Below are 11,974 nucleotides of genomic sequence, written 5' to 3' on the forward strand. Positions count from 1 at the left end.
TGGGAAGGCCGTTTGTGCTGGCCCATCCCCTGGGAATAGCTCAGCGGAGTTCTCCATCCTGGTACGGGAGGACTTGAATGCACAGCATCCGTGGTGCCAACATCACAGGCCAATCGAGCCCGGTGGCCACTGCTCTGTTGCTCCGCTGCCCCTGCCTGTTGTCTGAGCAGAAGCGCCTTGGGCAATCACCGCCGCGTGAATCCGCCGCTTCGTCGGCATCGACCTGGCCTGCGAGGCGGCGCCGGATGCCACCACGCTGCTGAAGTTCCGCCGCCGGCTGGAGGATCACGGTTTGACCGGCGGCTGATCGCCGCCCCGCCGTCGACCAAGAACCGCGACCGGGCGGGCGATCCGGCCATGCATCAGACCAAGAAGAGCAACCAGTGGCACTTTGGCATGAAGGCGCGCATCGGTGAGGAATGACACATGACCGCGAAACGCGGTCTCGGCACAACGGTCCCCATGGACTTCGAGCATGCGGTCGATGTCATCACAGGGTGCTCAAGCAGGACGGCTTCGGCGTGCTCACCGACATCGACGTGGAGACAACCCTGAAGCAGAAGGTCGGCGACGATATGCCACCCTACCGCATCCTCGGCGCCTGCAATCGATCGCTGGTGCACCGGGACGTGCCGCAGCGCAAGGCGAAGCCCATGAGCCGCCCACGCTTCCGCGACCAGCGTGTTTCACGTCGATGATCCCGAAGGTCGAGCCGGCGGCTGGAGGCGTCGCACCTCCGGGCGGAACTTATCAAAGCTACAGATGGTGAGATGCTCCGGTATGGGGAAACCGCTGCTCAAGCGCGGTCGGAGCTTGCATCGACCAACGCGCCCGATCCCCTGTGTGCCCTGATGGGCAGGGTGGTGTGGCACTGGATTTCGGAGCCACCTCCCCTGTCTGAGGCCGGCGGCGCTCTGAACCGGTCGAATCCGGCCTCCGTGCCGCAAGTGCGGCTCTTATTCGCCGGCTTGTGGCAGGCGCGGTTCGAAGACCCGGCTAATCGCGCCCGTCCCCGGAACCGCCCGCCGGTGGAATCTGCTCGGTCAGATGATATAGCGCAAGTCGCGCGAGTCCGACCATCAGATCTACAGGGCGTCCAATACCCACGGTATCCCGAACGGGGCTATCCAGGATCTGGTCGTGGCCGGTAAGTGATGCACCCTCGAACTGCTTCAGAAATCCGGGTCTTGTAACGTCCCGACCGTGCCGGGCACCATACGTTAGCATGTTCACTTGCGCGATCCGGGCATCTTCGACGACCACGCCGACGGTGATCGGCGCTCCATCCAGGCTTTCTTTGAGCACCCAGGCGGTGCGGCCGTCCCGTTTCCAATAGGGAAGGCGCAGCCAGCGCGGATTGTGGCCGAGAATCGTCTCTACCTGTGTTTCATCCGCACCGGATGTGCCCGCTTTCACGACTCGCTGGGCCACCAGTACGAGTCCCTCTCCGAGTCGGCCGCCGAACCGCGCCTGAAGATGATGCCGGACTACCTCGCTCAGCACGAGCACGAGATGCGCGCGGGCCTCGTAGGATTTCTCGAAAACCGCGAGCTTTTCCGTGCTCAACACCTGGTTCCGCCAGGTGCCGGACTTGCCGCAGCCGGATCCACTCGAGGCGATGCGCTGCTGCTTGCTGTGCTGCGCGTCGGTGGACGACGCCGAGAACGCGGCGAGGGCATTCCATAGCCAACTGCAGGATACATACCAGCAGCTCGCGGATCTTAGCGAGACGACGCCGCTGCACGAGCTGTTCGCGTTGCTCGTTAAAGATGAATACGCGGATCTGCGGCGTATGGTGCGCGACACAGCACGGCTGGATAGCCCGTGAGGTAGTGCCGATGCGCGTGTTGCTCTTCAGCGCCCGTCCCTACGACCGCCGCGAGTTCACGGCTGCCAACGCCCGCATCGGCCATGACCTGAGCTTCGTCGAGGCGCGACTCGGCGCTGAAACCCTGTCGCTCGCGGCCGGCTACGAAGCGGTGTGCACCTTCGTCAACGACACCCTTGATGCATCCGTGCTGCGCCGGCTCGCCGACGGCGGCACTCGGCTGATCGCGCTGCGCTGCGCCGGATTCAACCAGGTGGACGTGCGCGCCGCCGCCGGGCTTGGCCTCACCGTGGTCCGCGTGCCGGCCTACGCGCCGCACGCGGTGGCCGAACACGCGGCGGGGCTCGTGCTCACGCTGAACCGTAAGTTCCATCGCGCCTACAACCGCGTGCGCGACGATAACTTCCTGATCGACGGCCTCGAGGGCTTCGACCTGTACGGCAAGACTGTCGGCGTGGTCGGCGCCGGGCGCATCGGCCGCGTGTTCGTCCGGATCATGCTCGGCTTCGGCTTCGGCTGCCGGGTGCTGGTCCACGATCCACAGTTCTGCGCCGGCGACGCCTGCATCGAGGGCGCCAGCCTGGCGACGCTGCCGGAGCTGTTCGCGGCTGCCGACATCGTCTCGCTGCATTGCCCGCTGACGCCCGAGACCCATCACCTGATCGGCGCGCAGGCGCTGGCGCGCATGAAACCGGGCGCGATGCTGATCAACACCTCCCGCGGCGGCCTGCTCGATACGGCGGCGGTGATCGGCGCGCTCAAGTCCGGCCATCTGGGCGCACTCGGCCTGGACGTCTACGAGCAGGAAGGCGACCTGTTCTACGAAGATCTGTCGTCGAGCGTGGTGACGGACGATGTGTTCCAGCGCCTGCTGACGTTTCCCAACGTTGTCGTCACCGCGCACCAGGCGTTCTTCACCCGCGAGGCGCTCGCCGCGATCGCCGATACCACGCTCGCGAACATCGCGGCGTTCGGCGCTGGGCGCCCAATACCGAACCGGGTGCTGCCGGATTTGCTCCGGGAGGCTTCTGTATCGCATGAAGGAACAGGCTGCGCCCCAGGCGCTGCAGGCGATGGTGTGCCGCCGCTGGGCTGTGCAACGGACGGGAAATGACGCAGCGGCGGCGCTGCGATGCAGGCGATACAAGGAGCGGCTTGGTCTCGACGCGACAGGTGAACAGCTCCGCTTCCGCGCTTGACCCAGGTCAATGCCGGAATCGCAGCCGGCATCCAGAATGAACCACACGATCACCCAGTGGAGAACAGTGATGGGCTTCTTTTCACGTAAGCGCGCTTCGAGCACGGCGCCGACCAAACCCGCCGTCAAGGGCGACCACGGGTGCTGCAAGGAGAAGGGCACTGCGGCCGACGTCAAGGATACGGCTGCCCCGCAGACGGGCAACGCGGCGCCCAAGGCGCCGGCGGGCGGCTGTTGTGGCGGAAAGCACGCTCACTGAGTACGCAACGGCACAGGGCGCAGGGCGGAACCACGGCTTTCATGCCCGTCCGGGAAGCCCGTTGCCGCTGGGCGTGCACGACTGCTGCGACGGCTTCAACTTCGCCATCTTCAGCCGCCACGCCGAACGCGTCGAACTGCTGATCTTCGAGGATCCGGCTGACCAGCATCCGCTGTGGGCGCTCGATCTGGACCCGGCGCAGCACCGGACCGGGGACATCTGGCACGCTCTGGCCGAAGGTGTGCGCTGGGGACAGGCGTATGCCTACCGCGTGCACGGCCCGTTGGCGCCGGAGGCCGGACATCGATTTGACGCCGACGCGCGTCTGCTTGATCCGTACGCCCGGGCCGTCGCCGGCCGTGGGGGCGCCGGCGTGCCGCCGGGCGACGGCCGCTGTCTGCTCCTGCGGTCGCGCTTCGACTGGCAGGGGACACAGCGGCCGCGAACGCTCTGGTCCGACACCGTCATCTACGAGAGCCACGTGCGCGGCCTCACCGTCCATCCCTCGTCAGCCAGCCGGCACCCAGGGACGTTTCTGGGCGTGATCGACAGGATTCCGTATCTTCGCGAACTCGGCGTCACCGCGATCGAGCTGATGCCGGTGCAGGCCTTCCATCGCGGAGACGCCGGTCGACACAACTACTGGGGCTACGACACGCTCGCATTCTTTGCGCCGGAACCGGCTTACGCGGCACACGCCGCGCCGGGCAGCGTGATCGACGAGTTCAAGACCCTCGTGCGCGAGCTGCATCGCAACGGCCTCGAAGTGATCCTCGACGTGGTTTTCAATCACACCGCGGAGGGCGACGAGCGCGGACCCTTGTTCAGCTTTCGCGGGCTCGACAACGCGATCTACTACCTGCTCGGCGCCGACCGGCGCCGCTACGAGAACTTTTCCGGCTGCGGCAACACGCTGAACTGCAGCCATCCGGTCGTGCGCGACTTCATCATCGACTGCCTGCGCTACTGGGCCGCGGAGATGCAGGTCGACGGCTTTCGTTTTGACCTCGCCTCGATTCTCGGCCGCGATCGCGAGGGCCGGCTGATGGCCGATGCGCCGCTGCTCGAGCGCATCGCCGAGGATCCGATCCTGCGCGACGTGAAGCTGATCGCCGAGGCCTGGGACGCCGGCGGCGCCTACCAGGTCGGCCGCTTTCCGGGCGTACGCTGGGCCGAGTGGAACGGAAGGTTTCGCGACGACGTGCGGCGCTTCTGGCGCGGCGACGCGGGCATGACCGGTGCGTTCGCCTCACGGCTGTGTGGCAGCGCCGATCTGTATCAGCACAGCGGCAAGGCGCCGCTCAACAGCGTCAACTTCGTCACCTGCCACGATGGCTTCACGCTCAACGACCTCGTCAGCTACGCGCGCAAGCACAACGAGGCCAATGGCGAGGGTAACCGCGACGGCGCCGACGAGAACTTCAGCATGAACCACGGCGTCGAGGGACCGACCATCGATGCCGCCATTGACGCCGGGCGGTTGCGGCAGATCAAGAACCTGTTGGCTACGCTGCTGCTCGCCCGCGGCGTGCCGATGCTGCTCGGCGGCGACGAGTTCCGTCGCAGCCAGGCCGGCAACAACAACCCCTGGTGTCAGGACAACGCACTGTCCTGGTACGACTGGCGGCTCGTTGAAGAGAACGGCGAGGTACTGCGCTTCGTACGTGGGCTGATCGCGCTGCGCCAGCGCCATCCGTGTCTGCGCAACGATGCCTTTTACCGCGCAGAGGAACTGGACTGGTTCGGCCCGCAGGGCCATGCGCCGGACTGGGACGGACCCACCCGCGCCTTCGGCTGCCGCGTGCGGGAATGCGCTGAGCCCGGCATGCTGTGTCTGCTGTTCAACGCCAGCGATCGGCCGGCCGACTTCCATCTGCCCGATGCGCCGTGGCGGCTGGAGGCCGATACCGGACAAGCGCCGCCGGGCGACATCTGCGCGCTGGACGACCTGCGGCCGCTGCCCGATCGGCAGCGCTACGCGCTCGCCGCCGGCAGTCTGGCCGTGCTATCGCATCTGTGAGGTGATTCCCGTGCACGAGGCGCGCCCAAGCGCCATACCGGTCGATGCACTGCTGGCACTGATGCTGGCCACGTTCAGCGTCTCCGCCGGCTATGGCGTGGTGCTGCCTGTGCTGCCGGACAGCGTCGCGGCCCTGGGCGGGGCGGCGACCGGCGAGGCTTTCGTCTCCCGCCACACCGGGCTGCTGGCCGCCGCATACACGCTCGCGCTGTTCGTTTTCGCACCGCTCTGGGGGCGGCTGTCCGATCGGTACGGGCGCCGGCCGATCCTGATGATCGGTCTGGTCGGCTACGTCGCGGCGACGCTGCTGCTGGCTTTCGGCGGCAGCCTTGCGCTGTTCTACGCCGAGCGCCTCCTCAGCGGGGCGTTCAGCGCCTCGGTCACGCCGGTCGCTTCGGCCGCAGTCGGCGAGCTGGTCAAGGACGACACCATGCGCGCGCGCCGTCTGACGCTGCTCAGCATCGCCAGTGTCGCCGGCTTTCTACTGGGTCCGATGCTGGGCGTGTTTTCAGGCAGCCTCGCCAACGGTGTGCTGGGACTCAGCGGCGCGGCGGCGGCACTGCTTGCGCCGCGCGCCGCCGTGGCCGTGCTGGCGCTGCTGGCCGCGGCGGCGGTGGCGCTGCGCCTGCCGCGGACCGCGACGGGTCGAGCCGAATCCGGCAGCCTGGAGGCAGCGCGCGGCGCTGCCTCCAGCATCCGCGTGCTGCTCGCGCTGGGATTCATCGCTGCCGCGGCAGTCGGCGTGTTCGAGGTCGGCCTGGCGCTGCGCGGCCGGCGCGAGCTGGGTCTGAGCCCCTACCAGATCGCGACGATGTTCATGGAGTGCAGTCTGGTGATGCTCGTGGCGCAGGCGCTGGTGTTCTCGCCCCGGGTCAAGCCGGCGCACACGCGCTGGCTGATCGCACCGGCGACGATCATGCTTGGCGGCGGTCTGCTGCTCGTGCCGATGGCATGGAACTTCACCGGCCTGCTGATCGCGGTCGGTGTGGTCGCAGCCAGCGCGGGCGTGCTGTCGCCGATCCTGACCTACTGGATCTCGACTCTTGCGGGCGGCGCGCAAGGCGCCCAGCTCGGCCGGCAGACCGCCGCCGCGAGCCTGGGCCAGACCACCGGCTCGGCGGTGGGGGGACTGCTGTTCAACATTTCCCTGCTGCCGGGCGCACCGTTCGTATTGACGGCGGCGCTGACGGCGTTCGGCTTCTTCCTGTCTGTCGGTCTGCCTGCTCGGCTTTACGCGGTTGCACGGGTGGCGCCGGTGGCGGGCACGATCTCCGAGCCGCCATGAACAGAGCCAGTCAGGCCGGTCCGCCACATCTGCGATGTTGGTGCGCGTGCATGACCGTTGTGCCGCGTGATGTCGGGCGGTGCAGTCGCGCTTGACTCGCGTCAACGCAGCGTCGCGGTCACAGTGGTAACGTATGAGAGTGGCCTGCGGTGATGGCCCACATGACGGAGAATCTCATGCCCGTTGCACTGCGGCGTTGCGTTCCCTGGGCCCTGGCCGGACTGCTCACGCTGCTGTTGTCCGGCTGCGGATACAACACGCTGCAGGGCCAGGATGAGCAGATCAAGGCCGCATGGTCGGAAGTGCTCAATCAGTACCAGCGCCGGGCCGATCTGGTGCCGAATCTGGTCAATACGGTGAAGGGTTACGCGGCCCAGGAGGAGCGGGTGCTGACGGAAGTCACCAACGCGCGCGCCAAGGTCGGCAGCATCCGCGTCACGTCCGAGTCGATCGACGATCCGCAGGCCCTCGCGCGCTTCCAGCAAGCGCAGGGTGAGCTGACCGGCGCATTGTCGCGCCTGCTGGTGGTTTCCGAGAACTATCCGCAGCTCAAGTCTGACGGCGCTTTCCGCGATCTTCAGGCGCAGCTTGAAGGTACCGAGAACCGCATCACCGTGGCGCGCAACCGCTACATCCAGGCGGTGCGGGATTACAACGTGACCATCCGCAGCTTCCCCAGCAATCTCACCGCGATGGCGTTCGGCTATCAGGCCAAGCCGACTTTCACGGTCGAGAACGAGGCAGAGCTGGCGCGGCCACCCGAGGTTCAGTTCGCGCCTGCCGAGCCGCAGAGCTGACGCGGCGCAGTGCGGCGCGTGGACGCCATGATCAAAGCCCTGCTCCTGCTGCTTGCAGTCTGCACGCCGTTTATGGCGCGGGCGGAGCTGCCGGTGCCGCCGCTGACGGGCCGTGTGACCGATCAGACCGCGACGCTCACGCCGAGCCAGATTCAGGCGCTGGAGCAGACGCTGCGCCGCTTCGAGGAAAGAAAGGGAAGCCAGATCGCCGTCGTGCTCGTTGCGAGCACGCAGCCTGAAAGCATCGAGCAGTACGCCCTGCGCGTGGCGGAGCAATGGAAACTCGGGCGCAAGAAGGTCGACGACGGCGCCATTCTGCTGATCGCCAAAGACGATCGCGCGCTGCGCATCGAGGTCGGTTACGGCCTGGAGGGCGCACTCAGTGATGCCGTCAGCAAGCGCATCATCAGCGAGGTGATCGTGCCGCGCTTGCGCGAAGGCGGTTACTACGCGGGCATCACCGAAGGTGTGGACCGGATGATCCGCGTGGTCGACGGAGAGCCCCTGCCAGCACCCGCCGCCACGCCGGGCCAAGGGGATACCGACTTGCCGCAGTGGGTCCCGCTCATTCTGATCGTCGCGCTGGTTACGAGTGCGGCCTTGCGCTCCTGGCTGGGCCGGATGCCCGGCGCGCTTGCAGCGGCCGGGGTCGTCGGACTGATCACTTGGTTAGTCGCTGGCGCGCTGGCCGCGGGGCTGGGTGTCGCGCTCATCACCTTCGTGCTGACATCGATGAGCGGTTTGGGCGGTCATGGCATGCACGGTCACCATGGCCGCCGCCACGGCGGCTTCGGTAGTGGCCTGGGCGGCGGTTTCCGCGGTGGCGGCGGCGGATTCGGGGGCGGCGGCGCGTCGGGCCGGTGGTGACCATGAGTGTTCCGCGCGTCTTTCGGCACTTGCTCCTGACCCGCTGGCAGCTTGAGCGGGCGTTTCCGCGCGCCGCGCTGCTGGCGATCGAGCAGGAGATCGAGGCCAGCGAAGCGACGCACGCCGGACAGATCCGCTTCGTAGTGGAAGGTGCGCTGGACGGCGCTCCGCTGTTCCGCGGGCAGACCGCGCGTGAGCGCGCCATCGAGCTGTTCTCGCTGTTGCGCGTCTGGGATACTGAGCACAACTGCGGCGTGCTGATCTACCTGCTGCTCGCGGACCGGGACGTGGAAATCGTCGCGGATCGCGGCATTCACGCGAAGCTGGGCACCGCGGAATGGGAGCGGATCTGCCGGCAGATGGAAGTGGCATTCAGGCAGGCGGACTACGCGGGCGGTGCGCTCGGCGGCATCCGCGCAGTCACGCGACATCTGGTCGATCAGTTTCCTGCCAGTGGCAGCAGCCGCAACGAGTTGCCGAACCTGGCGGTTGTCCTTTAGTCAGCGGCTCGGGCTTTAATCGCAGGGTTGCGCCGCCGGCGACCGCTGCGCTTGGCTCACGCTCTGCGCCCGCCGGAACGGCCAGACGAACTGCCCGGCGTAGTCCTGCGGGAAGTCGCGGTCGCGCAGGCCGACGTCGCCGGCGCGCAGCTTAACGTGACTCCAGCAATGCATTGCGTAGAGGCTCAGGTTGAGCACCGCGTCCACTGCCAGAACCTGCGCCCACAGCGGCCTGTGCCGGCCACAGCCGCGGTTCGGGCATCCAGACACTGCGCAGCAGGAAGCTGCCGGCGACCCATCCGGGGCGCAACACCGCGGTTCCGGTCCACATGAGGCAACGATGGGCAAAGCGCGCGGGCCGCTCAAACCGGCCACGCCGCGGCGGGGATAGCGGTATGAGCCAGCTCAATGCCCGCGGCGCGGCGCATACTTGAAACCAGTGATGATTGCTCCCGACACACGTTTCGTGGTGACGCGCCGCGACCCCGGACTGACCGGCGGCATGGCCGTGGAAATCTGCGAGCACAAGGGCGTCGGCCATCCGGACAGCATCTGTGACGGCGTCGCCGAGGCGGTTTCGCGTGCGCTTTGCCGTGCGTACCTGAGCGCGTACGGTGCGGTGCAGCACTACAACGTCGACAAGGCGCTGCTCGTCGGCGGCGAGAGCGCGCCGCGCTTTGGGGGCGGCCGGCTCATCGTGCCCCTGCGGCTGATCGTCTGCGGACGTGCGACCGCGTTGCCGGATGTGGCGATCGAGGACTTGGTCCGCGCCGCGGCCCTGGACTATCTGCGCGCGCATCTGCGCTGCAATCCGGCGACCTTCACCGTGGAGTCCGCGGTGCGCAGCGGCAGTCCCAACCTGCGCCGCGTCATCGACGGCACGGCGGTGCACCTGGCCAACGACACCTCCTTCGGTGCCGGCTACGCGCCCTACTCGCGCCTGGAGCGCACCGTGCTCGACATCGCCGAGGTGTTGCGCTTGGACGACTTCCGCCGCGTATTTCCCGCGGCCGGCGACGACTACAAGATCATGGGCGCGCGCGTCGGTGACGACATCCGCGTTACCGTCGCCCTGGCGTTGGTCGACCGCGCCGTTGAAAACGTCGCTCACTACTTCGACGTGAAGCAGGCTATGCGGGAACATGTACGCGCCGCAACCGGCGTGAGCGGTGCGCTCGTGTTCAACGCACTGGACGATCCTGCTGCACGCGACGAGAGCGGGCTCTACCTGACCGTGACGGGATTGTCAGCAGAGCACGGCGACGACGGGCAAGTGGGGCGCGGCAACCGCGTCAACGGCCTGATTACGCCCTTGCGCACGATGTCGCTGGAGGCTTCCGCCGGCAAGAACGCCATCGTGCACGTCGGCAAGCTCTACAACGTGCTGGCGCTGGAACTCGCACGCGCCCTCTGCATGGACGTGCCCGGCGTCGCCGGAGCGGCGGTACAGGTCCTGTCCACGATCGGCCAGCCGGTCGAAAGCCCCGCGCTGGTGGTCCTGGAGTTGGCGGCGGCCGAGTCCGTGTTCGAAGCCGCGCGCGAGCGTGCAGTGGCAATCGCGCGCGAGCGCCTCGCCGACGTCGGCGGACTCACCGAGCGTCTGATTCAAGGCGCCGTCCGCGTGTTTTGAGGCGTTTTGCGACAGCGGCCGGCTTCCGGCTACCGCCCCGCCGTCAGCGCTGCGCAGCGCACGCAGGCTCACCAGCAGCGCGAGTGCGAGCAGCAGCAATGCAGCACCGGCCAGCCGCCAGGCCGCGGCATTTCGGGGACGAACAGCGCCGCCGCACCTGCCACGTACAGGCCCAACGCCACCAGCGCGGCGGCGATGCTGCGCGCGCCGTCCGGCTCGTGACGGTCGGGTTCCCGGTCAGCGGAGACGGGCTTGTCGCGAGCCCGGCCTTCTTCCAGTTCACGCAGCCAGCGCGCGAGCAGCGCCGGCCGCTGTCGGGCGATCTGGCGCGCGGCTTGCGGCGCCGGCACGGTGACCCGGCTGTAGCAGCTCCGCGACCTTGCCGCTGCGTGCCTGCGGCTCGGCGGGCAACGCGAAGCCCGGGTCCAGTGCGCGCATAAGGCCTTCGAGCAGCATCAGCGTGCGCAGCAGCAGGATCAGGTTGCGCGGCAGCAGCAGGTGCTGGCGCGAGTCCAGCCGCGCGATGCGCAGCAGCACCTGCGCTGCCGACGATTCGGCCAGCGGCTTGGTCGCGAACTCGGCGAGGATCAGGTCGACCATGGCGATCACATCGCGCCGGTCCGGCGGCACGTCGAGCAGACCCAGCTCGACGGCCGCGGTCAGCACCGACGGGGCGTCGCAGCCGGCCACGCCGTGCAGCGCCTGCGCCAGGGCGTGGCGCGCATGGCGGTCCAGGTAGCCGATGACGCCGAAGTCGTGCAGGCACAGGCCCCCGTCGGCCATCACGAAGGCATTGCCCGGGTGCGGATCGCCATGGAAGAAGCCGACGCCAAACAGCTGCTGCAAATAGGCGTCGAGCAGAAGTCCGGCCAAGCGCTTGCCGTCGTCGGTGCCGTACGCGCTGGCGATCGGACGCCCTACGCTGAGCGTCTGCACCAGCACGTCCTCGTGTACCAGCGGCTCGACCACGGTCGGCACGTGCACGCCGGGAACCGCGGCGAGCACGCGCTGCATGCGGCGCATGTTGGCGGCCTCGACGCGGAAGTCGATCTCGCGCCGCAACTGCGCGGCGATCTCGTCGACGAGGTCGAGTGGACGCCAGTGCGCGAACGGTGGCCACAGTAGCATCGCCGCGCGCACGACGCGGCGCAGCCAACGCAGATCGTGCTCGACTTCCGCACGCAACCGCGGCCGCCGCACCTTGACGACGACGGCGGTGCCGTCCGCCAGAGTGGCACGGTGCACCTGTGCCAACGACGCGGCCGCCAGCGGCGTGTCGTCGAACTCCGCGAACAGCGCGTCGAGCGGCTGGCCGAACGCGGCCTCGACCGTGGCGCGCGCAGCCGCCGCCGGAAACGGCGGCACGCGGTCCTGCAGCGCGGCCAGCGCCTGCGTATACGGCGCGGGCAGCAGGTCGAGGCGCTGGCTCAGCCCTTGGCCGAGCTTGACGAAGGTTGCGCCCAGCGCGGCCGGCGTGTCGCGCAGCGCGGCCGCAGCGGCCTCGGGCGCGTGCCGGTGCTCGCGCGCGATGACCAGCGCCAGGCGCAGCAGCCGCCAGGCGATGATCAGTGCGCGTGGCGCGCTCATGCC

14 protein-coding genes and 1 pseudogene are annotated in these 11,974 nt (G+C 68.2%); 11 read left to right on the plus strand and 4 right to left on the minus strand.

Annotated features, from left to right (window positions below):
• Positions 1-199 precede the first annotated feature (199 nt).
• Positions 200-414 (plus strand): annotated as a pseudogene (locus PG2T_RS15780) (IS5/IS1182 family transposase); the annotation flags it as partial.
• 83 nt (positions 415-497) lie between these two features.
• Positions 498-698, plus strand: a complete 201-nt coding sequence (locus PG2T_RS06695; RefSeq protein WP_043105741.1) for a DUF302 domain-containing protein — start codon at positions 498-500, stop codon at positions 696-698.
• Positions 699-996: 298 nt separating this feature from the next.
• Here the strand turns inward: PG2T_RS06695 and PG2T_RS06700 are convergent, their stop codons facing one another.
• Complete coding sequence (locus tag PG2T_RS06700; protein ID WP_068803673.1) at positions 997-1,566, minus strand: hypothetical protein; 570 nt, start codon at positions 1,564-1,566, stop codon at positions 997-999.
• Between PG2T_RS06700 and PG2T_RS06705 the strand changes: the two genes are divergently transcribed.
• The 8 genes from PG2T_RS06705 (at position 1,559) to PG2T_RS06735 (ending at position 8,754) form a co-directional block, all read left to right on the plus strand.
• A complete protein-coding gene (locus PG2T_RS06705; RefSeq protein WP_145931026.1) occupies positions 1,559-1,828 on the plus strand; it encodes a hypothetical protein in 270 nt (89 codons plus the stop codon). The two genes, PG2T_RS06700 and PG2T_RS06705, sit on opposite strands and share 8 nt — an antisense overlap.
• A 10-nt stretch (positions 1,829-1,838) precedes the next feature.
• Positions 1,839-2,942 (plus strand): 2-hydroxyacid dehydrogenase, encoded by a 1,104-nt coding sequence (locus tag PG2T_RS06710; protein WP_083214808.1) that lies wholly within the window; start codon positions 1,839-1,841, stop codon positions 2,940-2,942.
• A 121-nt stretch (positions 2,943-3,063) separates the two neighbouring features.
• Positions 3,064-3,285, plus strand: a complete 222-nt coding sequence (locus tag PG2T_RS16040; protein ID WP_145931027.1) for a hypothetical protein — start codon at positions 3,064-3,066, stop codon at positions 3,283-3,285.
• 61 nt (positions 3,286-3,346) lie between these two features.
• A complete protein-coding gene (gene glgX, locus PG2T_RS06715) occupies positions 3,347-5,305 on the plus strand; it encodes a glycogen debranching protein GlgX (RefSeq protein ID WP_236953308.1) in 1,959 nt (652 codons plus the stop codon).
• A 10-nt stretch (positions 5,306-5,315) separates the two neighbouring features.
• Positions 5,316-6,590: an MFS transporter gene (locus PG2T_RS06720; RefSeq protein WP_202816450.1), complete on the plus strand. Its 1,275-nt coding sequence runs from the start codon at positions 5,316-5,318 to the stop codon at positions 6,588-6,590.
• Between the two features lie 176 nt (positions 6,591-6,766).
• Positions 6,767-7,387, plus strand: a complete 621-nt coding sequence (locus tag PG2T_RS06725) for a LemA family protein (protein WP_052160077.1) — start codon at positions 6,767-6,769, stop codon at positions 7,385-7,387.
• Positions 7,388-7,414: 27 nt separating this feature from the next.
• Positions 7,415-8,254, plus strand: coding sequence for a TPM domain-containing protein (locus PG2T_RS06730; RefSeq protein WP_052160079.1), 840 nt, complete (start codon positions 7,415-7,417; stop codon positions 8,252-8,254).
• 2 nt (positions 8,255-8,256) lie between these two features.
• Entirely contained in the window at positions 8,257-8,754 is a 498-nt protein-coding gene (locus tag PG2T_RS06735) for a TPM domain-containing protein (protein ID WP_043105745.1), read from the plus strand.
• 15 nt (positions 8,755-8,769) lie between these two features.
• Here the strand turns inward: PG2T_RS06735 and PG2T_RS06740 are convergent, their stop codons facing one another.
• Entirely contained in the window at positions 8,770-8,961 is a 192-nt protein-coding gene (locus PG2T_RS06740) for a hypothetical protein (RefSeq protein ID WP_043105746.1), read from the minus strand.
• 235 nt (positions 8,962-9,196) lie between these two features.
• Here PG2T_RS06740 and PG2T_RS06745 point away from each other — a divergent pair, with 235 nt between their 5' ends.
• Positions 9,197-10,384 carry a methionine adenosyltransferase gene (locus tag PG2T_RS06745; protein WP_202816452.1) on the plus strand — a complete coding sequence of 396 codons (1,188 nt, stop codon included), beginning with the start codon at positions 9,197-9,199 and terminating at the stop codon, positions 10,382-10,384.
• A 68-nt stretch (positions 10,385-10,452) separates the two neighbouring features.
• Here PG2T_RS06745 and PG2T_RS06750 read toward each other — a convergent pair whose 3' ends face one another.
• Positions 10,453-10,734 (minus strand): hypothetical protein, encoded by a 282-nt coding sequence (locus PG2T_RS06750; protein ID WP_052160082.1) that lies wholly within the window; start codon positions 10,732-10,734, stop codon positions 10,453-10,455.
• Positions 10,664-11,971: an ABC1 kinase family protein gene (locus PG2T_RS06755; RefSeq protein ID WP_068803676.1), complete on the minus strand. Its 1,308-nt coding sequence runs from the start codon at positions 11,969-11,971 to the stop codon at positions 10,664-10,666. Before PG2T_RS06755 ends, PG2T_RS06750 begins: the two co-directional genes overlap by 71 nt.
• Positions 11,972-11,974 lie beyond the last annotated feature (3 nt).

Source organism: Immundisolibacter cernigliae (genome assembly GCF_001697225.1).
Classification (GTDB): domain Bacteria; phylum Pseudomonadota; class Gammaproteobacteria; order Immundisolibacterales; family Immundisolibacteraceae; genus Immundisolibacter; species Immundisolibacter cernigliae.